The organism is [Clostridium] celerecrescens 18A, assembly GCF_002797975.1.
GTDB classification, from domain to species: Bacteria; Bacillota; Clostridia; order Lachnospirales; family Lachnospiraceae; genus Lacrimispora; species Lacrimispora celerecrescens.
The window spans coordinates 4,314,380-4,341,023 of sequence record NZ_PGET01000001.1 but is presented as its reverse complement, the minus strand read 5'-3'; the positions used below and the strand labels follow the sequence as shown (position 1 = coordinate 4,341,023).

The following is a 26,644-nucleotide window of genomic DNA, read 5'->3' as shown; positions in this document are numbered from 1 at the left end:
GTGAGGGTCAATATGAAAAAAAGCGTCCTGCAAATAATTTTGCAAGACGCTTTTTTCTATATTCTTTCCAGCGGGATTTGTATTTCAGTCAAGTATGATTCAGGGCATTCCTCATTCCACGGACCACGGTGAACCATTTGCCTGCTTTGCCCGATCATTTTATACTGGTTATGTTCCTGCAGCCAACTTGCAAAAGCAAGAAATGCCCCCCCAATATTTTCAAAAGGACCATATACCATGGTACAAGCCATATTTTGAACGGGTTCCGTATTACGAAACACAAACCCGTTTGTATTTTTCCCCATCCGTGCCACAGGCGCACATATTTCCATATCTACATCTTTCTCTCTGTAATCCATATCATGATATATGGTAAATGTATCGTTCGAAACAGGAATGTTATTTTTATCTGCAAAGGCCGACATTTCTTTCCACAGCTGCCCCTCTGCATAATAATCGGGAACAATGCGTCTTTTTGATAGCTTCTCCTGTTCCGCTTTAATTACATTCTCGATTTCCAGACGCTTATTCTCAAGCTGCTTTGCAATAAATTCATCATCCCAATGATTAAGGGCTGTAATTGGTGAACCTATCGGTTGCTGCAGGCGTTAGCAGACCTGTTTCGTCGTAATACCTTAATATGCGGATTGATACTTGCGTTAATTTAGAAAACTCGCCTATTTTAAACATTCGACCACCTCTATATTGAAATTATATCGTGTATATCCTTAAACTGCAAATAAAAAATGGCCGAAGGAAACCCAATAAAAAAAGCGTTCTGATGGTGGTCAGCAGGATGCCTTTTTTAATTATCTATCACATTCTCTTTAAAGTAAACTGATTTGCCAGACCGCTGAGTACCCTTGCCTGCGCAGACAGCTCTTCGCTTGCAGCGGCACTCTCCTGAGCGGTTGCTGAATTGGATTGAACCACTGCGGAAATCTTATCCACACTGTCGGTGATGTGGGACACAGAAAGACTCTGCTCTTTAGAGGCTGACTGGATCTCTCCGATACCTGCTGCAATTTCTCTGGCATCCATTAAAACAGTGCTTAATATCCTGGCCATAGAGTCCGTTAAATCCTTACCCGTTTCAACCGACCTGACAGAAACGTCTATAAGCTCCGAAGTGTTTTTTGCTGCCAGTGAACTCTTTGCCGCCAGATTCCTGACTTCATCTGCCACTACGGCAAATCCCTTACCTGCCTCACCTGCTCTTGCTGCTTCTACCGCTGCATTTAAAGCCAGGATATTGGTTTGGAATGCAATGTCCTCAATGGTTTTGTTAATCTTAATAATTTCCTCTGAATTTTTCTGGATCCCTTCCATTGCCTTTAGCAGGTGCCGCATCTGCTGCTCACTTTCATCAAGGCTCACACCCATTGTTTGGGCTTTGGTGTTAAAAACACTGGCGTTTTCCGTGGTATAGTCTATTTTTGTTACAATGGTTTCTACGGCATGAGACAGATCATCAATCGCGCCGTTCTGCTCTGCAGCTCCCACAGCCAGAAGCTGAGAACTGGCCGCAACATGCTCTGCACCTGCAGATACCTGTTCGGAGGTCTGGTGCAGCTGGTCCAGGGTCTCTGATATCTGTGCGGTAAAGGTTTCAATGGAGTGCCCGATATTGGTAAAATCTCCAATATACTGCTGGGAGGGCAAATCAAAATTACCCTGTTCCATCTGCTTCATGGAATCTCCAATGCGGGAAATATAGTCGGACAGTGTATGAATGGACGTTCTCATGCTGTTTGCCAGCATCCCCAGCTCATTTGTTGATGTATAATTGATCTCGCTCTTTAGATCTCCCTGTGACAGGCGCTCCATTCCATCTTCCAGGGTTTTTACCGGAATCAGGATCTTTCTGCGGATTATCATCAGAATAAAATAAATGGAAATCAGGTTGATTACCAAGGTAATGGCGCTTATGGCCTTAAGCTTTGTAATTCCCTGGGCGGTGTATTTTTCAGCCTGAGAAACAGCTGCATTGCTTTTGTTAAAAAGCTCCTCACTGTTTTCTAACAGCTTATCATTCTGACCATCATTTAAAAGGGGCAGAATCTGCTCTTTCCAATATGTACGGATCTCCTGCATCTGTGTAACCAGTTCTTTGTCTCTTGGCACTGGAAGCCCAAGCTCTTTGTCGCCTGCGATGATTCCATCCATGGCTTTCTCTACCTTTGCGATCTGCTCTTCCACCGGCTGATCAAGCAAATGAAGCTTCATAATTCGCTGTGTTGCACCTCTGACAACACCGCAATAATTTACAATCGTTCCGTTGCTCTGGTTTTGATCCAAAAACAGAAACATCAGGCCAGTACTTAAAATGCTTAGAATAGCGAGGCAGGCCATTATGTTGTATATAAGTTTTTTAATGCTCACGTTCTTATCTCCTTTAAGATTAGTAAATGCGTTATTTAGCAGACCATCATATGACACTCTTTGGCTCTAAAAAATATGTCGCATTTTGTCAATTATGGAGATATCTTACTCTAAATAATATAGCTAGTCAAGCAGATTAAGGACCCACATAAAACGAGCCTGTATTATTATAGGCAATGAAACATAAGTTGTGTATTTTACACCTTTGTGTGATATTGTCGGATTTACATTTATAACCCCCGCAGCTAAAATGTAATTATCAGATAAACCAGTGAAACACCAACAGGGAGGAGAGAATCACATGAAGAAAACAGTAAAGATTTCAGCAGTTCTATTAGCCATGGCACTGGCAGCCACCGGCTGCAGCTCCGGGAAACCGGCAGATAATAACACGTCGGCAGATACCGGAAAAACCGAAGCCGCAGCTCAGACAGCAGGGGAGGAAGATCCTGTTCTGGTCGTTTATACCGCCCGCGGCGAATCCTTAAACAATGCCGTGATTCCTGAATTTGAAAAAGACACCGGAATTAAAGTCGAGGTGGTCGTCGCAGGAACCGGAGAGCTGTTAAAGAGAGCTCAGTCAGAAAAAGCCAATCCGCTTGGCGATATCTTCTGGGTCGCTGACCAGACCATGTTATCCGCATCCAAAGACCTGTTCATGGAATATGTATCTTCCGAAGACGGCAACATGATCGATGCTTTCAAAAATACCACCGGTTACTTTACCCCTGCTTTTGCAGATCCAACTGTCATGATCGTGAACAAGGACTTAAAAGGCGATATGAAGATCGATGGATTTGAGGATTTATTAAATCCTGAATTAAAAGGAAAAATTGCATTTGGCGATCCTGTAAACTCCAGTTCTGCATTCCAGTCATTACTGGCTATGCTTTACGGTATGGGCAAAGACGGTGATCCCCTTTCAGACGAAGCGTGGGCCTATGTAGACAAGTTTATCGCCAACTTAGACGGCAAGATGTGCAACAGCTCCAGCCAGGTATATAAGGGCGTGGCTGAAGGGGAATATGTGGTTGGCTTAACCTGGGAAGATCCTGCTGCCAACTATGTTAAGGAAGGTGCCGCAGTAGAAGTTGTATTCCCGGTAGAAGGAGCCATCTTCCCCGGAGAATCCGTACAGATTCTAAAAGACTGCAAACATCCGGAAAATGCAAAGAAATTTGTGGATTACATGCTGTCTGAAAAGATTCAGAATGCAGTCGGCTCCACACTGACCGTAAGACCGCTGAGAAAAGATGCCACTCTGGCTGATTATATGAAACCTCAAAGCGAGATTAAATTATTTGATAACTATGATGAAGGATGGGTAGCAGAACACAAATTAGAGATCACCAATCTGTTCAGTGAGCACATGGAAACATCCATGGATTAATAAACTGCATTGATCCAAACAAAAGACTGCCTGAGACTCAGTCAGGGGCAGTCTTTTTGTACAAAAAAATACGGAGTACGTTAGGAGAGAGGAACTATGGGAGTAGCAATCAGTATAGAAAACGCAGTAAAGCGATTTGGAAAAGATACCATTATCAATGGATTATCCCTGGATATTAAGCCAGGAGAGTTCTTCACCCTGTTAGGACCATCCGGCTGCGGCAAGACAACCCTGCTTCGAATGATCATCGGCTTTAACAGCATCGAGGGGGGTGAAATCAAGGTAGACCAGAAGATAATCAATGACATCCCCACCAACAAACGAAACATGGGTATGGTCTTCCAGAACTATGCCATTTTCCCCCATATGTCAGTCAAAGATAATGTGGCTTTTGGATTGAAAAACAGAAAAATACCTGCATCACAAATCGATGTCCAGGTGGATGAAATCTTAAAAATTGTTAAAATCGATCATTTAAAAAATCGTATGCCCGCCAAACTGTCAGGCGGCCAGCAGCAGCGGGTTGCCTTAGCCCGGGCTATCGTCATCCATCCCGAAGTGCTTCTGATGGATGAGCCGCTGTCAAACCTGGATGCGAAACTTCGTGTGGAGATGAGAAATGCCATTAAACGGATTCAGCAGCAGATAGGCATCACCACCGTTTATGTAACTCATGATCAGGAGGAGGCTCTTGCTGTATCAGACCGTATCGCGGTCATGAATGGCGGTGTCATCCAGCAGATCGATACGCCAAAGAACATTTACCAGCGACCTGCAAACCTGTTTGTATCTACCTTTATCGGCTTATCCAATATCCTGTCCGGAATAACATCGGTGAAAAACGGTGAAACTTCCATTCAGATTCAGGATTATACCGTTCCTATGGATCAGTTAAGCCATGAAGTAAAAGACGGTCAGAATATTAAGGTATCCGTTCGCCCTGAAGAATTCATCATCAACCAGGCAGACGGCGGCGGCATCCCTGGAACAGTAAAAAGCAGTGTATTTCTTGGCATTACCACTCATTATTTTGTTACCCTGGCAAACGGTCAGGAAATTGAAGTCATCCAAAATTCCGATATCTGGGATATCATTCCGGATGGATCTGACATCCGTCTTGCTGTACAGCCTCAAAAGATCAACGTTTATACCGAAGACGGTAATAAAAATCTTGTGGTTAGGAGGGATCAGGTATGAGATATGCCGGCGAAAAGAAGTTCAATATCTGGGTAGCTATGGCACTGGGGATTCTCGGTCTTTTTCTCATCTTCGTAGTCTACCCCTTAATTCTGATATTATATAAGAGCGTACTATCCGAGGATGGTTCCTTCAGTCTTGCATATTTCGGTAAGTTCTTCGCCAGAAAATACTACTGGAGTACCCTGGTAAACAGTTTTAAAGTCACCATTGTTTCCACCCTGCTGGCAGCTGTTCTGGGTCTGGTTATGGCTTATGTTTTACGAAGTGTACGAATCAGAGGAAGTAAGTATTTAAATATCCTGATCGTCATGTCCTATCTTTCTCCTCCATTTATCGGAGCTTATGCATGGATCCAGTTACTGGGGCGCAATGGATTTATCACCAAAATCTTAAACGATCTGTTTCATGTAAAGTTAAACGGCATTTATGGATTTGCAGGAATTGTACTTGTCTTCTCTCTTCAATCCTTTCCACTGGTTTATATGTATATCTCAGGTGCTCTTAAAAACCTGGATAACTCCTTAAATGAAGCCGCTGAAAGCCTGGGCTGCAGTGCCATGCAGAGGGTGGTTCAAGTAATCGTTCCACTGGTCATGCCCACCATGCTTGCCAGCTCCTTACTGGTATTTATGAGAGTCTTCTCCGACTTTGGTACTCCAATGCTGATCGGTGAAGGTTATAAGACATTCCCGGTCTTAATGTACAGCCAGTTTATGGGCGAGGTCAGTACCGATGACCATTTTGCTGCTGCTCTCTGCGTCATTATCATCGGCATCACCCTGCTGTTATTCTTCTTCCAGCGCTATCTGGGAAACCGCTATACCTATTCCATGACCGCATTAAAACCAATGGAAGCAGAACATTGCACTGGTCTTAAAAATATTTTATCCCATTTGTTTGTATACCTGGTGGTTCTTATCGCCATTCTTCCGCAGCTGACCGTTATCTTCACTTCCTTCCTGGCTACCGGAGGAGGAAGCGTATACACCGGAGGTTTCTCACTTGATAACTACCGAAACACACTGTTTTCCAAGAATAACAACGGCGCCATTTTTAACACCTATTTATTCGGACTGTGCGCCATTGCTATCGTCGTGGTGCTTGGAATTTTGATCTCCTATCTGACTGTACGAAAAAAATCAATTTTAACCAATATCCTTGATACGGTCACTATGTTCCCTTATATTATACCAGGCTCTGTACTGGGCATCTCATTTTTATATGCTTTTAACACAAAACCGTTTCTCCTCAGTGGCACCGCCCTCATTATCGTCATCTCACTGTCCATCCGGCGTATGCCCTACACCATCCGTTCCAGTACTGCCATCATCGGACAGATCAGTCCCAGTGTGGAGGAAGCTGCCATCAGTCTGGGCTGTTCAGAAACAAAGTCATTTGCAAAAATTACAGTTCCCATGATGATGTCCGGTGTATTATCCGGTGCTATTATGAGCTGGATCACTTTGATCAGTGAGCTGAGCTCTTCCATCATCCTCTATACAAGCAAGACCCAGACGCTTACCGTGGCTATTTATGCAGAGGTCATTCGAAGCAACTTCGGCAATGCTGCTGCTTATTCTACCATCTTAACTCTTACAAGTATCCTATCGCTGCTATTGTTCTTCAAACTCACGGGCAGCAATGATATAAGCATTTAGCGAAAGCAATGAGCAGTGGGAAATAAGTCATGAAAAGATTTTCTTATGTGCTAGCACAACGAAAATCTTTTCATGACTTATTTCATAGGGCGAATGCCCGTTAGCTCATAAAACCGCAGGTTTTATGAGCTACACTGCGGACTTATGTTATAATACCTATAACCCCACCCCCCAAACCACCTCACCAATTAACCAACCACATTCGGAGGCCCCCATGAAAAGTAATCAGTACAAGGACTATATCAAAAAATCCTTTATGAAATACGCACTTTCCATCATCTCCCTACTATTCGTACTGGTCCTTTTATTCCTGTTAATCAATGTACAATGGATTATTTCCGGTCCAAATAAAAGAAATCATATTCAGCTATCCGGCATCCTGGATCAACAGCTCCTGCTCTATCAACAAGGCCTTATCGAGCTAACCCAAAATCCAGTCCTGCTGACCGCACTAAACAGTACAGACCCTGCCGCCATCACTGCAAATAACCGGCTTCTTTATGACTTCACCAACACCCAGACTATCCGTTCATCTTTTATACTCTTAGACCAGAACGGAAGCATCGTCAGCAGCAATCTATTTGCCGGCAACCAGGAGATTTTCCATGAAAGTGATATCTTTCGCCGCATGACCAGCCAGATGCAGGAACAGCCGGAAAAGATCTTCACTCTGCCAAGCCGGTTAAACTATTCCAATGAACAGGCAGGTGATTTAATTCTTGGCAAAGCTGTGATAATGGACGGATCACTTACCGGCTATCTGTTTTTTGACCTGCTGGATACCTACCTTTATGAAATCATCCGCGAATACCCTCTTGATGACGTTATCATCACGGACCGATATGACAATCTAATCTTTTCGATCAGCCGCCAGCAGACTGACCCCATAGACAAATACCCTTCCGGAAAATATCGGATGGACTGGCAGGAAGGAAGTGTAGTAAAGGTCAATGGAAAACATTATCACATTCAAAAAAGCTCACTTCCCGGAAGTTCTCTGATCTTATATACACTGGTTTCCACCGAATATCAGAAAGACCTCCTGCTATACGGCTTCGTATTCATGCTTATCGTAGGCATTCTTCTGGTCATTATTTCATTGCCGGTAACCGAACACATTACCCAGAAAAACCTTCTGGCCATCAATGAACTCCAGAAATCCATTGAACAGATGGGAAAAGGAAATATGGACTATCAGCTCCGTTCTAAAGTATTTGATGAATTCCAGAAGCTGGATGATGCATACCGCCACATGGTAATACAGCGGGAAGAGCTGCTTAAATATAACAGTGAACTGTCCGAACGAAAACGTACCATGGAAATCAAGCAATTAGAAGAACAATTTAACCCTCATTTTATTTTTAATGTTATGGAGACTCTCCGGTATGAAATTATGATTGATGCGGCAAAAGCCTCTGATATGGTTCAGTCTTTCGCCAGACTCATGCGCTACAGCATCTATTATGGCAGCACCATAGTTTCCCTCAGAACGGATATTGAATATATCAATGATTATCTCCTGTTACAAAAGATGCGCTATAACCGACGCTTGAAATATCATATTGATATTCCGGAGGAGGTGCTGGAGTACCGGATACCCAAGCTGCTGCTACAGCCGGTTGTGGAGAATTCCCTAGTTCACGGCATGAAAAATACCCACTCCATCTCCATTACGATCACCGGGCGAGTGCATGAAGGCCTGCTGGAGCTGTGTGTGGAGGATGACGGAAGCGGGATTGATGGTGAACGCCTTGCCAGTCTGCGGGCCGGACTGGAATTGGAGGACGGATATAAAGAGCATATTGGTCTCTATAATTCCCATCGTGTTGTCCGTCTGTTATATGGTCCTGGATACGGTGTGACCATCGAAAGCCAGCCAGGTTCCGGAACACGGGTCACAGTTACCATGCCGGCAGATATGGAGGATTATTATGTATAAGGTTTTACTTGTAGAGGATGAAGATATCATCAGAAAAGGTCTGATGTTCATGGTAAATTGGCAGGAAATCAACTGCGTAGTTGTAGGCGAAGCCATAGACGGAGTCGATGGCATTCAAAAGATCAAAGACAATGAGCCTGACATCGTAATTGTAGATATCAACATGCCCATCATGAACGGTCTGCAGATGTTGGAAGAAAGCATTAAAGAATATGGTTATGAAGCCATTATCGTATCCGGGTACAGTGAATTTGAATTTGCAAAAAAGGCGATCCGCCTTGGTGTCACAGAATATCTTTTAAAACCCGTGGATTTTACGGAACTTTATGATGCGATTCTAAAAATAACCGAGAAGCTGGAAGCGAATACACGGATGAAAGGATACATCCGGCAAATCGATCTGGAAAAGAAAAAGCTGGGCATATTAGAAACAGATATTTCTGAAACCATCACCTTTAAAAATAAATATGTAAGCTCCATGGTAAAGTATATCGAAGAGCATTATTCTTCCCGCCTATCCTTAACTGATTTAAGCGAAGAATATAATCTTTCCTGTACCTATCTAAATACGAAATTCAAAAGCGAGACCGGCTATACCTTCAATGATTTTTTGAACCGTTACCGGATGCAAAAAGCTGTGGAGCTTCTGAAATCAGATCAGTATAAGGTTTATGAAATCGCAGAGATGGTAGGATTTTCTGAATATAAGTATTTTATTAAGGTGTTTAAGAAATATATTGGATGCTCTCCGGCTAAATTTATGGAGGTAGGGGACGTGAAGTAATGGTTATCTCCTGCTGCCGTTTCCATAGGAAAACGGATCACAGAAAATTCTTCCGTGGTCCGTTTTTTTATAACATTCCCTGTGATGTCTGAGCTCCATGTAAACGTGCAAAGATTCCTCCCTTCGCAATCAGCTCGTCATGGGTGCCAATCTCTGCAATACCGGTCCCCTCAAGCACTACAATCAAATCAGCCTCACGGGTTGTAGAAAGCCTGTGTGCAATCATAATGGTCGTACGCTCCTTTGAAATCTCATTCAAAGCCGCCTGTATTTCTTTTTCTGTTTTTGTATCCAAAGCAGAGGTTGCCTCATCCAGGATCAGGATTGTAGAATCTCTTAAAATCAGGGCAGTGCACTCTCTATCAGCCCAGCCTTTAAGAAAGCCTTTATTAAATTATCTGATGACAAAGGCAGACTGTTAATTCCTACTCCGGTTGCATGTAAAACTGCGTTCCGGACCGCCGGAGCCTGGGGGATCAGAGGCGGCTCACCCAGAGCCTTATTTCCAAATGGTCCGGTTGGCTCATAAGTCTCAACAAACGCTACTTCAATGGGTGGGATATCCATGGATGTAGGGATCTTATAATCTAACAGGTTGTCATTGAGCATCTTTCCGGTCTTCCCATCAAAAAGCATCTGCTCACTCAACGCATAGCCCAACCCCATGGCAACTCCTCCATGCACCTGTGCACTGGCCAGCTGTGGATTTAAAATTGTCCCGCTGTCATGAACGGCCACTACACGGTTTATTTTGATTTTTCCGATGGACACATCCACTTCCAAATCCACAAAGCTTGCCCCGAAGGAAAAAGCGTTGTTCCGCATGGTATATGTGGATTCGGCTGTGATATGTTCACTGTCTATTTTCATATCATTGGTATACTGCATCTTTAAGGCGACATCAGCGATGGAACCCAGAATTTTACCGGCGTCTGTCACCACATTCTCATAAGTCAGGCTTAGCTTATTCTCCTCCTCTCCATACAGCAGCGCTGCCCGATTTAAAATCTTCTGCTTCAATATTTCAGCCGTCTGCTTTACTGCGCTGCCAGATACATATGATTGCCTTGAAGCATAGGCGCCTGCATCATGGGGAGATATATCCGTATCCTGTTTACTCATTACAAAAACTCTTTTTTCTGGAATGGTTGTCACTTCCGAAACCATCTGTGCAAATACCGTATCAGACCCTTGCCCCAACTCCGTTGCACTTATCTGGACCTGGGCACTTCCGTCCTCATTTAAGAGAATTCTGCAGGAAGCTGTTTCCAATTGAATCGGATATACGCCTGTTTTATAAGCGAAAAGGGCCATCCCCACCCCTTTCTTTATGCCGGCAGATGTCTTGTTGAATTCATCGCAGGCCTTTCTCCGTTCCTTCCAGTTTATCATCTCACAACCCTTGTCAATACATTCTTCCAGTCCATTGCTTGCACAATGGAAGCGGTCAAATGGATCTAAGAATCTCTTCCCCATCATGTTCTTTCTCCTGAACTCAACAGGATCCCAGCCATGTTCCATTGCAATATCATCCATCTGACATTCCATGGCAAAATCCACCTGAGGGATTCCATATCCCCGCATGGCTGCAGCCGACGGCATGGTTGTGTACACAGTAGCTGATTCTCCTACCTGTTTTTCAAGAGCCGGATACAGCTGGAAATAGTTCGTTACCGCATAAGCAGTAATTGCATGCCCATTACTTCCATAAGCGCCGCTGTAAGAGTTAATTCTTAATCCTTTTTTTGTGATTCTCCCCTCCTCATTAACCGAAGTTGCTGCCCAGAGATCCATGGCGTGACGAGTCCGGCTATTTACAAAGGTTTCTTCCCTGCTCATCGCAAAGGATATACAGCGGCCTCCCAGCCTCATGGTCAGGAACGCTGCCAGTGGTTCATAATATGTATCCTGCTTATTTCCGAATCCCCCGCCCATATATGGCTTTACGATTCGTATATTCCCAATGGGCAGGCCAACTGCCTCCGCAACATTTCTACGCATGGTATGGGTCGCCTGGTTTGGTGATACGATAACGATTTTTCTATCACTCATATAGGCAAAGCAGCAGATATTTTCTATATGGCAATGCTGCTGGGGCGGCACATAGAATTTGGTTCCTTTTAAATCTTTATGTCCTCCGATGTAAGGATCTGTGGAAAATGTCCCTTTATAAAAATCCACCTTACCTTCTGGTGTAATCTGGAAGTCCATTCGCGCCAGCTCATTCCTGGGAGACTGGCTATGAAGCTCCTTATCACTTTCCACTGCCGCTTCCGGAGTCAGCACTGGCTCAAAGACCTTGTATTCCACTTTTATTTTTTCCAGTGCTTTTTGAGCAGCCAGATGATCCTCCGCAACTACTGCCGCGATCTCATCTCCATAATACCTTACTCTGCAGGTCAATATAGTCTTGTTTTTTACATCAGCATGGGATGGGTCCAGCGAAAACGGATGTCCGCATGTGGCATATTTATAATTCGGAACATCAAAACATGTGACTATATCCACCACTCCTGGTACCCTTAATGCCTCCTCAATATCAATGGATACTACGATCCCATTTGCAATCGTACTATGCAGGGTCTTACCCACCAATGCGTTGGCAGGTATCAGATCCTCTGTATATTTTGCAGCTCCAGTAACTTTTTCTACTGCATCTAACCTTATAACATTACTTTTGATTCCCATAATCTACACCTCCATATGTCTGCTATCTGAATATAATCTCCAATACGAGATATAGCATAAAGACCGCCGAGAGTATCCAGGTTGGTACTGATAATTTCTTTGCGTTTCCGGCAAACACCTGTCCGCCTGTATACGCCAGCAAACCAAAGAGGATACCATATGCGATATTAAAAGTAAACGCCATAAAAGCAACACAGATGAACACCGGAAATGCAATCTTGGTATCCCCAAGATCCACATGCATCAATGGCTCAATCATGAAAATACCAACCATGACAAGGGCCGGAGCCGTAGCAATTCCCGGAATCATTAAGAACAGCGGTGTGAAAAGCAGGGACAGAAGGAAAAACACGCCTATAACAATTGCAGTCAGGCCGGTTCTTCCGCCTTCTGCAATTCCGGTCGTACTCTCAGCTCCGAATACAGTTACAGTCTGCGTTCCGAATATTGCACCTACTGCAGCTCCTGCGGCTGAAACGAACAGAGCCTTGCCTGCTCCCGGCAGTTCTCCTTTCTCATTAACAAAACCAGCCTTAATACCTACTCCAACCAAGACACCGATACTGTCAAACATATCTACAAATAAAAAGCTGAATATTGCAAACAGTACGCCAATGGTTGTAGCCACACCCCCTTCAAACAAACCTTTAAAGGTCAGCTGACCAAAGGTAGGCGCTAATGCCTTAACGGGATTTTCAATCGCAATTAATCCCTGCCACTGCGTATATGCAACCCCCGTGTCTGGATTTTTAAAGAGAAGTCCCAAAAACGTTATACCAAGGATTCCGATAAGAATAGCTCCTTTCACCCGCTTAATTACCAGTCCGGCAGTCAACAGAATCCCTATCAGTGCCAGAATCACCCCAGGGTCTCTTAAATTACCAAGCTGTAACAGATTATCCGGATCATACATAATAATCCCTGCATTATGCAGACCTGAAAAAGCAATAAAAAATCCAATTGCCGCTGATATCGCCTGTTTTAAACATTCCGGAATCCCGTTTACAATCTTATCCTGCACACCAATGACGCTTAAAATACTGAATGTCACACCCTCAACAAACACACAAGCCAATGCATTCTGCCAGGACAGTCCAAGGGCTCCACAGACTGTGTAAGCAAAATAAGCATTTAACCCCATGGCCGGTGCCAACGCAAATGGGAAATTAGTAAGCAAACCCATTGCGAAACAGGCGATCGCTGCTGAGATCGCGGTAGCCCAAAGTACCGCCTTAGAATCCATGCCCGTGGAAGAAAGAATAGCCGGATTAACCGCCAATATGTAGGTGCATGTTAAAAATGTGGTCAGGCCCGCAATCACCTCTGTCTTCACATTCGTTTGATTCTCCTTCAAATGAAATTGTCTCTCCAGGAATGAGCTCCCTCTCCCTGCTTGTTTACCCCTCTCCATAATAAACCCCTTTCTCTTCTTTGATGATACCTATTTGTATTACTTATTTGTAGTACTTTAATAGTAGCAAATTTATAAATGATAATCAATGTATTTTCTCATAAAAAAAGAGAGTCGATTTTGTCGAACTCTCACAAGAATTATTATGAAACAGCCTATATTTTCTTTCTTAATATGGTATGCTTCAAAATTCCATCCGCATAGTGTTCTTTGGAGTATAGAATTGGCTGTCCAACAAAGTTATAACCAACTTCATCAATATATAATAATGGGCTTCCCATCTCCACACCAAAATATTCCGTCATCTCAGCATCCGCTGCTACCGCGCTGACTTCAGACAAATCCATGTAAATTTCTGTATCACAGTATTCCTTAATAAATTCAAACACCGGCTTCTTAAGCAGGTTCATATCATAATCCCTCACAGCTATGCTGCGCTCTGCTATGTAATCGGAACAGTGGATCGCAGGTTTGCCATCTGCTGTTATCAGCCTCTTACTTACTACCACACCCTCGCCGCTGTTTATGCGAAGTTTTTTAGCAACCTGTTCATCAGCTGCTTCATGACTCACATGAACAAACGCAGTATCCGCCTCATATCCTGCTCCACGGATCATATCAAGAAACTCCTGCTCCAGATCTATCCGGACTTTCACTTTTAGAACATGTTGATTTATAATAGTACCAACACCGTGTTTACGGCTTATAAATCCCTCTCTCTCAAGAATTGACAGGCAGTCTCTGACCATGGTTCGGCTTATCCCGAACCGCTTCGCAATGTCCGGCTCTGATGGCAGCCTGTCCGCATGGGCGTAAATCCCCGCCTGGATTTCATGGAGGATCTCCTGTGTATAACGATCTGATAACTGCTTTGGTTTTTCCATCTTCCCCCTCCTTATGACCTTCATATAATTCATTGATAGTATAGCATTTCGAACCGTAATCTGCAACTTGGGAGATCGATTCCACATCAATTAACAGGAATAAATTTTCTTCTGATAGAATGGTCCTCCTATACCTGGCGCACACGGATAAGGCCAACTACCGACAGCAGCTGGCCTTAAATACATGAATCTTATAAAAATACAGATAAACACGATCCCTAACTTTCTATTTCTTTTCCAGCCCGGCTACTTTTTCAACCGCATTAAGAATATTCTCATATCCTGTACAGCGGCACAAATGACCAGAAATAAGCTTACGAAGTTCATCCCGCGTGTATTTTTTTCCTGATCCCACAATCTCAACGGCCGTCAGGATCAGTCCTGGTGTGCAGAATCCGCATTGAATTGCAGCCTCATCTACAAAAGCCTGCTGAACCGGATGCAGGTTCTCATTCTCCCCTTTGATTCCTTCCACAGTGACAATGTCCCGTCCTTCTGCCCACACCGTAAGATAAATACAGCTGTTGGTGGCCTTTCCGTCTATGAGCACGGTACATGCACCGCACTCACCGGCCTCGCAGCCTTTCTTAACGCTCGTAAGTCCTAAACGGTTTCGAAGGGTATCCGTCAGACACTCCCTGTCATCAACTCCCAGCTCCACCTGTTTTCCATTAACTTTCATATGTATGACCTTAATCAATGATAGCACCTCCCGCATTCTTAACAGCACCTTCCGTGGCGCGCTGGCTTAATTCCCTGATTAATTGTATTCTAAGTTGTTTGGATGCTCTCCAACTGTCTCTGGGATTTACTTCTTTTAGAACTTCATTCCCAATGAATTTCAAAGTTTCCCTGGATAAAGGAAGCCCCTTTACCTTCCCCTCGATCTGCGTACAGCGTATCGGAGTCGGAGCTGCAACACCAAATGCAATCCGAAAGTCTTCAAAGGCATTTTGGGATTCATTAAGAGTCACAAATACTGCACAGCCCAAAGTAGATATTTCCAACGCATTGCGGGTTCCAAATTTTATATAATAGCTTCCGCTTCCATCGGGAGGCGCCGGGATATTAATTGCTGTTAATAATTCTTTACCCTTCTCTAATACGGTCTTTCCAGGCCCCGTGAAAAACTCCCTGATTGGTACATTCCGCCTGGAATGAGATAAAACGTTTTCCGAACCTTTATGAACGTCATCATGTTTTATATTAGTTAATTCCAGTTCGGCGTTCATTACCAGAAGGGAAGGCGCACTCTCAGCGCTGACAGCCCCATTACAGACATTGCCTCCTATCGTCGCAACGGTCCGGATTTGCGGACTTCCTACTTCATCGGATGCCTGCCATAGACAGTAGCAATATTTCTCTATCACATTGTTGCCATGAATGTCTTCAAAACAGGTTCCCGGGTAAATTATAATATCATTAGATGATTCATTATATGATATCCCCTGTAATTCTTTTAGATTATGTATGCTGATAAGCCTGCATTCTTTAAGCTTACGTTCCTTCAGCCTGATTAAAACATCCGTTCCGCCGGAAATAATGATTCCATCCTGATTACCTGCCATTATGTCAAGTGTCTCTTGTAAATTGGATGGCTTGTAGATTTCCTTAATATCATACATAATATAGTCCTCCCTTTATTTAGCTTCCGAAATAAATTAAACACCCATAAAAACTGTAATTAACTTTTAAAGTTACTTTTTTCATGGTAAGAATAATCTTATCCCCCTTTAATGAAACATAGATGCAAACATCTGTACAATTTTAGCGCCGAATACTTGTATTACATATTTGTACTATCAATATTATCAGACTAGAAACTAACTGTCTATATGAATTTTATACAGCAATTAACATATTATTTATGACATATTACTAATCAACTGCTTTATCATATCCTCATGATATTTCTTGCTTTTTTACCTTACTTCCTCCTTTATTCCAAGTTAACCTTCAAACGGATATTATAAAGTGCTGACAGTACTTTTCAGTCTTTAGACGAATTGGTATCAAGGCTGAAATGAACCATCTGATTTTTATCTGCAGTTCATCTAAATATCCGGGATACTTCGGGCACACCAAATGAATTAAACTCAGCGAAATGAAAACAGGGCAGAACCAACCGATTCATCGGAAAGTTCTGCCCTGTATTTGTTTATAATTTACTTACCGGCTGCTTAATAGCTAAAGTCTTTCTTTTACCGGTTCTCCCTCTTGTTCCTGCTGCTTAATGCCGCATAAGCTGCCAGAAGGAATCCTGACAATAATGCTACAAGTCCCTGTACATGCATTTTGTCACCTGTCTTTGGCAGACCTGCTAACGGAATATTGCCGTCATCAATTATCAGAAGGCTGGTTTCTATGTCATTCTCAACCGGCAGATTTGATAATGGTACCGCATCAGGGGTGATTGTCAAAAGGTTATCACCCGGACCTCCCGGTACAAAGGGACGATTCTTATTCGGAGAGGATCCTCCGCTGTTACCGCCTCCTCCGCTGTTACCGCCGCCACTGCTTACATAGGTCACTGTCAGTCTGCCTGCAACGTAGGTGATCTCATAGTTCACCGTTACATCAAGGTCCCCGGATGTAATCACCGCATCGCTGGCGATATTGTCACTGCTGCCAACCGATTTCTGAGCTCCTGTCAAGAGAACGCTCTTCAAGCTTTGGCCCTCTGCCAGCTGTCCATGGGTGATTTTAGCAGTATTGGCACTTAGAACAGTTCCATCATACCTCTTTTCCGCACTGTCCGCAGCAATAGTGACCGGCCTCCTGTTAATTGTCACCGTACCTTTCACAACATCTGTTTCTGCATAGTTTGGATTTTGGGCTTTTACATATACAAAGTAAGTTCCTGCATCTGTAAAGGCCGGCTTTTTCTCGCTGAACGTTACCTGGTCCAGAGAGTATAATAAGGTCGACCCAGCCTTTAGCGCTGCTGCATCATTTAAGCCGTATGCGTGGCCGTCATAGGTCACTGTCTGCCCGGCAACACTTACTCCGTTATTATTCGCAGCATGGATCTTCAATTCCCCGTTAATAACAGTAACCTTGTAGTTTTCATTTGTGTTATAAGAAGCTGTTAATGTTATCTGATCAGAGGCATCTTCTTTCTTTTGGTCTGCCTCAAGCCTGTGATAATGAATCGTTCCTAAGTCCCCTTCCGTAACCAGACTGTCAGCCTGGCCGGTAAACTCCGGATCTGCCGTACCGTACTCCTTGCTCTTATTGTCTACCCGGATGGTTATATCCTTTGCTGCCACCCTGATGCTTACGGCTTTCGCTTCCAGATCCACGTATCCAGGCCGAGTTGCCTTTATCTGGACAGTTACAACTCCTTCTGATACATTGGTTACGCTTGGCGGGGTTTCCGTCCATTCGCCGTCTCCAGTCTTGTAGAATGTTGTGTAACCAGGTGCATTCTCTAGGGTCGACCCTGCCGCATGGGGAGCTCCGTCATATTCCCAGGTACCGCCTGTTCCTGTTAAGGAAGCATTTTCAAGCGATGCTGTTCTGATCTCAAAGTTTCCATTCTTCGCAGTTACAATATAATTGCTATTCTCTGTATACACCGGTACAATGACATTCGGATAGCTTCCTACCGCCTCAGCTCCATTGCTTCTTATATAAGTGATATTTCCCAGATCCATCTGGCTGATCAGGCCATCCACCGTTCCAGAGAATTCAGGATCTGCATCATCATAGTACTTAAATGTATGATTTGCTGTGATAACTGCATCTTTTGCATTTATTTTCAGCGTCACATCATCTGCGGTCAAATCCTCGTAACCGACTCTCACTGCTTTCACAGATACTGTCACCGTTCCATCTGATACATTGGTCACCCTTGGCGGCGCGGTACTCCATTCACCGTCTCCGGTCCTGTAATAAATGGTATAGCCATCTGCATGATTCAATAAGCCCTTTGCTTCATGGGAAACTCCGTCATAAGTCCATTCTCCGCCTTCTGCTGTAAGGCCTGCGCCTTCCATAGTTGCGGTCTTGATCTCAAAATTGCCCTTTACAACGGTTACGGTATAGTTCATATTTTCTGTAAACTCAGCATCCAGAACTCCCGTGTATACAGCCACGTCATTCTCCTTGTTTGTTCTGATATAGCTGATTGATCCCAAATCTCCTTCATTAACAAGGGGATCTACGGTTCCAGTAAAGACTGGATCCGGCTGATCATAAAACCTGGAGCTGCTATTCACATGAATGGCAATTGCTTTGGGAATGATCTGAAGTGTTACATCATCTGCGTTCAGATCCTCATAACCGTTTCTCGTTGCTTTTACAGATACTGTCATTAGCCCTTCCGATACGTTGGTCACACTTGGTGGTGTGATGCTCCAGTCACCTTCACCAACTTTGTAATAAATGGTATAGCCATCTGCATGATCCAATAATCCGTTTGCTTTATGGGCCGTTCCGTCATAAATCCACTTGCCGCCTTCTGCCGTCAGTTCAGCACCTTCCATGGTTGCCTTCCTGATCTCAAAATTTCCCTTAGTAACAGTAACCGAATAATTGGGATTCATATCATACCTGGCATCTAAAACTTCCTCATAATTCCCTGTATCTTCCGCATGATTTGTTCTCACATAGCTGATCGTCCCCAAATCTCCTGCATTAACAAGTTCTGGTCCGGGTCCGCCAAAGGCCGGGTCATCGCTGCCATAATATTTCCAGGCATCTGCTACGGCAATGGTCACAGCTTTGGGAATAATCTTTATTTCTACCGGCTCCGCAGTAAGGGTCTCATATCCGGGCTTTACAGCCTTCACAGATACGGTTACAGTGCCTTCCTTAACATTGGTTATGCCCGGAGGTGTTGTCGTCCACCCTTTATTTCCTGCCTTGTAGTAGATTACGTAACCGTCCGCATTCTCTATACCGGCAGTTATTGCATGTGAATTTCCGTCATAAGTCCATTCACCGCCTGCAATACTTACTTTCGCACCTTCCATGGAAGCTGTTTTAATTTCAAAGGTTCCCGGAATAACGGTTACCTCATAGTTGGCGTTCTCTGTGTATTTTGCATTCAGAACGCCCGGATATACATCGACTCCTTCTGCATCATTGGTTCTCACATAGCTGATTGTTCCCAGGTCTCCCTCTGTCACAAGACCATTTAAATTTCCTGTGAACACCGGGTCCGGCTGGTCAAACGATTTAGAAGAATCATCTACGGTAATGGTGACTGCTTTGGGAGTGATGCTTAGGGTTACTTCATTTGATACTAAGTCCTCATATCCAGTCCTTGTTCCTCTGGCAACCACTGTCAGGGTTCCATCATCTACATTTTTTACACTTGGAGCATCCCCGGACCAGTTCTCACCTTTGTCTATACTGTATTCGATCTTGTATTTCTGCAGTTTCGTCAGGATTCCATCGAATACATCCAGTGATGCCTTGTGAGCCTTTCCATCATAGGGCCAGCTTCCGCCTTTGATTTTTAAAGTCACATCCGGATCCTTGGCTGACCGGATCTCGAAATCGCCTTTATTAATAGTTACGTTGTAGTTACTATTTGAAGTGTATTGAGCACTTAGAACCGCTTGATACTTACCTACTCCCTCATCATCATTGGTTCTGATATAACTGACTATACCCAAATCTGTGCTGTTCACAAGACCGCTTACCTTACCGTCAAAAACCGGATCCGTCAAGTCAAAGTATTTCCAGTTATTATCAACCTTTATAGTTGCTTCCTTTGGCGTTACCCTGATAATGACTGGTTCTGCTTCCAGAGTCACATATCCCGTTCTGACTGCCTTTATATAAACGGCTAATGGACCATCGGATACATTGGCTACGCGTGGTGCTGTTTCTGTCCACTTACCATCTCCCAGCTTATAGAAAACAGTATAGTCAGGTGCATTCTTAAGCTCTGCTCCTGCTGCATGAGACGATCCGTCATACACCCACTCTCCTCCGATTCCTTCTACGGAAGCGTTAGGAATTGATGCTGTCTTGATTTCAAAGTTCCCATACTTCTCAGTTACAATGTAATTGTTATTTGCAGTATAAGCCGGTACAATTACATTCCCATAAAATGCTACGCTTTCTTCCCCCTCATTACTTCTTATGTAGATGACATTTCCAAGATCGTTCTGGTTTATCAGACCATCTACCATTCCTGTGAATACAGGATCCTTTTCACCAAAGTTCTTGGAGGAATTATCTGCCGTGATGGTTACTGGCTTTGCATTGATCTTAAGAGTTATATCCTTTGATGTCAGGGGTTCATAACCGGTTCTTTCCGCTTTCACGGATACGGTAACCAGTCCATCGGATACATTCATCACGCTTGGTGGCGCGGTACTCCAGTCACCATTTCCAGCCTTGTAATATACGGTATAACCATCCGCATTGTTAAGCTTTGCTTCAGCCGCATGAGGGGCTCCGTCATACACCCAATCTCCGCCGGCTCCTACTACGGAAGCGTTGGGAATCGATGCTGTCTTAATTTCAAAATCACCCTTTGTTATAGTTACGGTGTAGTTGGAATTCTTTGTAAATGCTGCGTCCAGAACTCCCGGATATTTCTTTACATCTTCCCCATTATCGGTTCTCATGTATATGATTTCTCCAAGATCTCCGGAATTTATAAGGCCGTCTGGTGTTCCGGTGAACGCAGGATCTGTCTCTCCATAGAATTTCCAGATACTATCTACCTTAATGGAAGCCTCCTTGGGATTGATCTTAAGAGTCACATCATCTGCAATCAGATCTACATAGCCTCTCTTTACTGCCTTAACAGAAACAGTTACCGTTCCCTCGGACACGTTGGTCACGCTTGAAGGTGTCATGCTCCAGTCGCTGTCTGGGGTTTTGTAGTAAATGGTATAACCGTCCGCCTTCTTTAACAAACCCTTTGCTTCATGGGCCGTGCCATCATAGATCCACTCGCCGCCTTCTCCTGTCAGTTCAGCACCTTCCATGGCTGCAGTCCTGATCTCAAAGTTTCCCTTAGTAACAGTAACCGAATAATTGGGATTCTCCTGGTACCTGGCATCTAAAACTTCCTCATACTCCCCTACATCTTCCGCCTGATTAATTCTCACATAGCGGATCGTCCCTAAATCTCCTGCATTTACCAGTTCCGGCCCAGTTCCGCCAAAGACCGGATCAGCGCTGCCATAATACTTCCAGGCATCTGTTATGGTAATGGCCACAGCCTTGGGAATAATCTTTATTTCTACCGGCTCTGCAGTAAGGGTCTCATATCCGGGCTTTACAGCCTTTACAGATACGATTACGGTTCCTTCCTGAACGTTTAATATGCTCGGTGGTATTGTCGTCCACTCTTCATTACCTGCCTGGTAGTAGACTACGTAGCCGTCCGCATTCTCTATGTCAGCGGTTATTGTATGTGAATTTCCGTCATAGGGCCATTCACCGCCTGTAATACTTACTTTTGCCCCTTCCATGGAAGCTGTTTTAATTTCAAAGGTTCCCGGGATAACAGTTACTTCATAGTTGGAGTTCTCTGTGTATTTTGCATTCAGAACGCCCGGATATACATCGACTCCTTCTGCGTTATTGGTTCTCACATAGCTGATAGTTCCAAGGTCACCATCTGTCACAAGACCGCTTGAATTTCCTGTGAACGCCGGATCCGGCTGATCAAACGGTTTGGAAGCATCTTCTACGGTAATGGTGACTTCTTTGGGAGTGATGCTCAAGGTTATTTCATTTGATACTAAGTCCTCATATCCAGTCCTTGTTCCTCTGGCAATTACTGTCATGGTTCCATCATCTACATTTTTTACACTTGGAATATCTTCGGACCAATTCTCACCTTTGTCTATACTGTATTCAATCTTGTATTTCTGAAGTTTCGCAAAGATCCCATCGAATACATCCAGCGATACCTTGTGAACCTTTCCATCATAGGGCCAGCTTCCGCCCTTAATCTTTAAGTCCACATCCGGATCCTTCGCTAACTTGATCTCAAAATCTCCTTTCATAACAGTTACAGTGTAATTGTCATTTGGGATATAGTTTGCATTTAAAACCTCTTGGTACTTACCCACCCCTTCTTCAGAATTGGTTCTGGAATAAGTGACTGTACCTAAGTCTGCGTCATTAATAAGGCCGCTTACCATACCTTTAAATTCAGGATCCGGCTGGTCAAATTGCTTGTAGCTGTTTTTTACCTTTATGGCTGCTTCCTTCGGAGTTATCTTGATCGCTATATCACTTGCATACAGGTCTACATATCCCGTTCTTGCCGCCTTTACTTGAACGGTTTTCACTCCCTCTGATACATTGGTGACACTTGGAGCGGTCGTAGTCCACGGTCCAGCTCCTACCCGATAGAAAATAGTATAACCAGGTGCATTCTCAAGTGTTGCTCCTGCCGCATGAGGTACTCCGTCATATTCCCAGGTACCGCCATTTCCTGTTAAGGAAGCATTTTCAAACGATGCTGTCTTGATCTCAAAGGATCCATTTTTCACTGTAACGGTATAATTGTGATTCTCTATATACGCCGGCACAATGACATTTGGATATCTTCCTACTGCCTCAATCCCTGGATTACTTCTCGTATATAAGACGCTGCCAAGATCATTTTGGTCGATCAGACCGTATACGGTTCCGTTGAATATGGGATCTGAGGTTCCATAGGGCTTGGAGGCATCGTTTACTTCAATGGCTGCTGTCTTCGGTTCAATCGTCAGTTTGCCTGAAACCGTAGTAAACTTAAACTGATTTGTTACATTATTTCCGCTATCATTCAGGATCTTGGGACTGCCGGAAAGGATGATGGGATAACCGCTGTCCTTTACATCCTTTCCCGAACCCACTGCCGTAATACCAGTCAATGTATAACCTGCCGGAAGACCGCTTGTAGTGAAGGAAGACCCATCAACAGACTGCTGCAGGCCGTTGTAAGTTTTAATCACTTGATCCGCAGTAATAACCACTGTGGTCTTAGCCTTCCACTGTGCATAAACAGTCTTATTCTCAGATACGATCGTTTTTTCCGTCAGAGCGTCTCCTTTTCCATCAGGAGAGGTATTCCAACCCATGAAAATATAGTCATCATCCCTTGTCGCCTTAGCAAGCTTATCTCCAAGTGCTGTATCCCTCGGAATTGTAACAGTGCTGACAGAAGGAGTTCCTCCATTTCCGTCAAATGTTACCGTAACATCTGAAATTAACTGATAGCCAAAATATAGATTAACGGCCTTATTCTGGGCGTTTAAGCTGACATCGGACGGATTGGGTGATCCATTCTTACCAGTACCTGCACTGGCGGCAACGTACTGATATTTGCTGTCTTCATATTGAATCTCTGCCGGAGCAGAAACAGCGTAGGTTCCAAAAGGCAGCGAATCGCTTTCATATAAATCGGTTCCTAATACCACCCGTTTGTTAAAGTCAACGATCTGGCCTGATGCTTCGGTGGAGCTGATAGGATATCCATCTTTATTTACCAGATAGTAATTCCTTGTGATATTTCCTACATCTCCCACTGGTAAACGGGGGTTAGGTATATTTTTCGTTTTTATTACATAATTGGGATCCTTATAAGTCACATCCGCATTCTTATTCGTATACGGTGATGTGCCGCCCTGTACGTTTTTTTTCACTCGGATATAAATCGTCAAGGTTTCCATATTTTCTGAAATATTTCCGAAATCCCATGTAACGGTACGGCCGTCCGCTGATTTGGCTGCAGTTCCTGTAGACGCATCATACCATGTACCACCATTGTAATCTGTGACAATATCAAATGCGTCTGTATTGATTACGTCTGTGATCACAGCATTTGTACCTGCTATTTTAATGGAGCTTGCAATATTGTTATATACGTCTGGAAGCTGGTTAATATCTTTAATATTTTTAGCATAAGTGTTCTTCGGATCGCTGGCTAATGGCATGATAAAGCGGTTAAAAGCTAAATTTCCAATATCAAGTCCCAGAGAATAGATCGTAACACCATCGTTTCTCAGCCTTTCCGCTCCTGCTTCTCCTGTACGGTAAGGGCTCCACTCATTATCCCTTGGTTCCCCATCACTCATAAATACAACATACGCAGGCCTTGATGAATCACTGCGCCCATTAATTGCCTCTTCTGCTTTTTCAAAAGCTACATCATAATTTGTACCGCCTTTAGCAGACATTCTCGAAGCCAAGACATAATTCGTAAAATATTTAGCAGCAGTATACGTCGATTGATTGACCCTGATGGTATCGTCTGCCTTTATGAAAGAATCTCCGGATCCTGATGGATACCTTGCCGCACTGGAATCAAAATCAACAATCGCCAAGCGGTTATCTGAGTCTACACCATCTTGCGGCTTATATAAATTCGTGATAAATGCTTTGGCTGCATTTACGGCCAACGTCCACTTTTTACCAGACATACTTCCGGAACTGTCTATTACTAATACAACATCGCTGCCCTGGCGAATTGGATTTCCAAATATGGAAAATTCAATTTTTGCGATTCCATTGTTTTCATCTACCCATTGAGCAGTTTTTGTTGGAAATACCATTCCAGGTGTTGTACTGTCTTCGCTAAGAAGGCTGAAAGCGGATCTGGCTCTTAAAGCCGAATAGGATTTGGGCTGCACCACCACATCTTCCTCTTCCTTATCCGGAACAATTTCTTCATAATAAAGATCAAGCTTGTTCTCTTCCTGTTCCCCGATTATGATATGATCCTGGGGACCTCCCAAATATTCTAACGTATCCTTATTCCAGCTATAATCTTTGGCAAAGACCTCTTCTCCTGCCTCAAATCCTGTTAAGGTCTCGGTTTCCACCTTCTCCTCATCATTATAATAAGCGTGATGATTAACGATAAGTGTAAGACCGTCTTTTTGAACTGCCGTTAAGTCCTTTAAGGTTACAACATAAGCCTTAGCATAATAAGAGTCATCCACGATAACACTTCTGTATTCTTCTCCCTTAGTTGCTTTATTTGTGTTATTTTGAGAGTCAGATTCGTTTTTCTCCCCTTCCTCCACTGTTTCGCTGGCATTACCCGGTGTAGCAGTTTCATCAGAAACAGTATCTCCAACAGGAGCTGTCAATACATGCACCAAATGACGGGACATGGAGATCTGTTCTGCTGCGGCATCCGTATTTTCATCGGCAGGTTCCTTAGACTCACTAACCTCTGAGCCATGGTCAGAATTCTGCTCCTTGCTCTCCGACACTTCTTCTGGCGCTGCGGACACCTCCGTATTCACTTTACTTTCATCCGGAGCTGACGTTTCATCAGGTGTTTCATCCACTGTTTCTTCTGGAGCCTTAGTTGCTTCCTCTGGTACAACGGCAGACTCTGTGTTCTCTTCGGTTTCACTCGGCGCAATTGTTGTATCCGGTATATCATCCGGTGTTTCTTCTGGAGCAGTCGTTTCTTCTTCCGAAGCTCCTTTCCCGGGGGGCTGATTATCTCCCTTTCCATTCCCGCCTGGTACCGCTATTTCCTTTTCCAGTAAAAAAGAATTTCCTTTAACGGAAACTTTTTCTGTTAAATATCCATCAATATCAGTACGGTATTTTATAGTTCCTTCTGAATCATTTATGTACAGAAAGATTATTTTTTCATTTCCGGTAAGCTGATATCCTTCCGTTTGATCCTTCACTTGGATAAACATCCTCAAAAGCGCTCCGTCAGCGGTTTCTTCCTCATCCGTATCATAAGAAGGCATGAATTCATATACGGAACCACCTTCAAATAATTTCTTATATTCCTTTGATGTGCCTTCTTCTGAAGTAATGCCTAGATCATCAAAACCCAGTGTATTTCCTTCATCAACCGCCGCCTGAGCAGAATCCTTTAGATCCTCTCCGGACATTATAAATGTAACATTTTTAGTATCTAACGCATTTCCTACATCCGCCCATGACACCGTATTAAATGATGTAGCGGTTACACAGAAAGCAAGGAAACCTGCCAGGCTTCGCCTGAATTTACCTCTCACTTTTTTCATAAAAAGTCTCCTCCCTAGCTAATATTTATTTATCTATCTTATCCTGGCCTGTAAAACCAGGGTTGCCATATTAAAAACTCCATATTAAATTTATTTTCACCGCTGCTGCCATGAACCTGACAGTAAATCATACCCTGTAAGTTGGAGTTTGCCTATGCAGAATTAATTCAGCGCATTAAGGTTATAAAGAATAATTACAATTAGGACTCTGCCTCTGATTGGTATGTTTTTTCCATTATAAATCTCGTTGGTTACAGAGTGGTTACTTATCCCATATTACTTCTCAACATTCTTAAATATTTTATAATCTTTTATAGGAGTATTATTAATTCATGGGAACAG

At 43.6% G+C, this 26,644-nt stretch carries 13 protein-coding genes and 1 pseudogene; 5 read left to right on the top strand and 9 right to left on the bottom strand.

The genetic code is table 11. The features are described from left to right. Nucleotides 1-56 precede the first annotated feature (56 nt). Both H171_RS24920 and H171_RS19640 read right to left on the bottom strand, forming a co-directional pair. A pseudogene (locus H171_RS24920) lies at nt 57-690 on the bottom strand (MerR family transcriptional regulator). A 126-nt stretch (nt 691-816) separates the two neighbouring features. Next, a complete protein-coding gene (locus tag H171_RS19640) occupies nt 817-2,382 on the bottom strand; it encodes a methyl-accepting chemotaxis protein (protein WP_100306628.1) in 1,566 nt (521 codons plus the stop codon). Between the two features lie 301 nt (nt 2,383-2,683). Here H171_RS19640 and H171_RS19635 point away from each other — a divergent pair, with 301 nt between their 5' ends. From H171_RS19635 to H171_RS19615, 5 genes are all read left to right on the top strand, one after another. Further along, complete coding sequence (locus H171_RS19635; protein ID WP_100306627.1) at nt 2,684-3,772, top strand: extracellular solute-binding protein; 1,089 nt, start codon at nt 2,684-2,686, stop codon at nt 3,770-3,772. Nucleotides 3,773-3,868: 96 nt separating this feature from the next. After that, nucleotides 3,869-4,969 carry an ABC transporter ATP-binding protein gene (locus tag H171_RS19630; RefSeq protein ID WP_100306626.1) on the top strand — a complete coding sequence of 367 codons (1,101 nt, stop codon included), beginning with the start codon at nt 3,869-3,871 and terminating at the stop codon, nt 4,967-4,969. Then, a complete protein-coding gene (locus H171_RS19625) occupies nt 4,966-6,630 on the top strand; it encodes an ABC transporter permease (RefSeq protein ID WP_100306625.1) in 1,665 nt (554 codons plus the stop codon). The genes H171_RS19630 and H171_RS19625 overlap by 4 nt, the downstream gene beginning before the upstream one ends. A gap of 214 nt (nt 6,631-6,844) precedes the next feature. Continuing rightward, on the top strand, nt 6,845-8,569 hold the full coding sequence (locus H171_RS19620) for a sensor histidine kinase (protein ID WP_100306624.1): 1,725 nt from the start codon (nt 6,845-6,847) through the stop codon (nt 8,567-8,569). Then, nucleotides 8,562-9,353 carry a response regulator transcription factor gene (locus H171_RS19615; protein WP_100306623.1) on the top strand — a complete coding sequence of 264 codons (792 nt, stop codon included), beginning with the start codon at nt 8,562-8,564 and terminating at the stop codon, nt 9,351-9,353. Before H171_RS19620 ends, H171_RS19615 begins: the two co-directional genes overlap by 8 nt. A 67-nt stretch (nt 9,354-9,420) precedes the next feature. Here the strand turns inward: H171_RS19615 and H171_RS19610 are convergent, their stop codons facing one another. The 7 genes from H171_RS19610 to H171_RS19580 form a co-directional block, all read right to left on the bottom strand. Further along, nucleotides 9,421-9,648, bottom strand: coding sequence for a hypothetical protein (locus H171_RS19610; RefSeq protein WP_278283159.1), 228 nt, complete (start codon nt 9,646-9,648; stop codon nt 9,421-9,423). Between the two features lie 47 nt (nt 9,649-9,695). Next, on the bottom strand, nt 9,696-12,041 hold the full coding sequence (gene xdhA / locus H171_RS19605; protein ID WP_100306622.1) for a xanthine dehydrogenase subunit XdhA: 2,346 nt from the start codon (nt 12,039-12,041) through the stop codon (nt 9,696-9,698). Between the two features lie 22 nt (nt 12,042-12,063). Further along, on the bottom strand, nt 12,064-13,395 hold the full coding sequence (locus tag H171_RS19600) for an NCS2 family permease (protein WP_242977017.1): 1,332 nt from the start codon (nt 13,393-13,395) through the stop codon (nt 12,064-12,066). 212 nt (nt 13,396-13,607) lie between these two features. Then, on the bottom strand, nt 13,608-14,336 hold the full coding sequence (locus H171_RS19595) for a GntR family transcriptional regulator (protein WP_242977015.1): 729 nt from the start codon (nt 14,334-14,336) through the stop codon (nt 13,608-13,610). 226 nt (nt 14,337-14,562) lie between these two features. Further along, nucleotides 14,563-15,036, bottom strand: coding sequence for a xanthine dehydrogenase subunit XdhC (gene xdhC / locus H171_RS19590; RefSeq protein WP_100306620.1), 474 nt, complete (start codon nt 15,034-15,036; stop codon nt 14,563-14,565). Next, nucleotides 15,029-15,961, bottom strand: a complete 933-nt coding sequence (gene xdhB / locus H171_RS19585) for a xanthine dehydrogenase subunit XdhB (protein ID WP_100306619.1) — start codon at nt 15,959-15,961, stop codon at nt 15,029-15,031. The genes xdhC and xdhB overlap by 8 nt, the downstream gene beginning before the upstream one ends. A gap of 576 nt (nt 15,962-16,537) precedes the next feature. Continuing rightward, the gene (locus tag H171_RS19580; RefSeq protein WP_100306618.1) at nt 16,538-26,302 is read right to left on the bottom strand and encodes a doubled motif LPXTG anchor domain-containing protein; all 9,765 of its coding nucleotides are present in this window, start codon (nt 26,300-26,302) and stop codon (nt 16,538-16,540) included. Nucleotides 26,303-26,644 lie beyond the last annotated feature (342 nt).

Excerpts from the sequence above, each read along its gene's own strand:
- H171_RS19595 (WP_242977015.1), bottom strand. The coding sequence starts at position 14,336 with ATGGAAAAACCAAAGCAGTTATCAGATCGTTATACACAGGAGATCCTC.
- H171_RS19625 (WP_100306625.1), top strand. The coding sequence starts at position 4,966 with ATGAGATATGCCGGCGAAAAGAAGTTCAATATCTGGGTAGCTATGGCA.
- H171_RS19635 (WP_100306627.1), top strand. The coding sequence starts at position 2,684 with ATGAAGAAAACAGTAAAGATTTCAGCAGTTCTATTAGCCATGGCACTG.
- H171_RS19615 (WP_100306623.1), top strand. The coding sequence starts at position 8,562 with ATGTATAAGGTTTTACTTGTAGAGGATGAAGATATCATCAGAAAAGGT.
- H171_RS19580 (WP_100306618.1), bottom strand. The coding sequence starts at position 26,302 with ATGAAAAAAGTGAGAGGTAAATTCAGGCGAAGCCTGGCAGGTTTCCTT.
- xdhA (WP_100306622.1), bottom strand. The coding sequence starts at position 12,041 with ATGGGAATCAAAAGTAATGTTATAAGGTTAGATGCAGTAGAAAAAGTT.
- xdhB (WP_100306619.1), bottom strand. The coding sequence starts at position 15,961 with ATGTATGATATTAAGGAAATCTACAAGCCATCCAATTTACAAGAGACA.
- H171_RS19620 (WP_100306624.1), top strand. The coding sequence starts at position 6,845 with ATGAAAAGTAATCAGTACAAGGACTATATCAAAAAATCCTTTATGAAA.
- H171_RS19630 (WP_100306626.1), top strand. The coding sequence starts at position 3,869 with ATGGGAGTAGCAATCAGTATAGAAAACGCAGTAAAGCGATTTGGAAAA.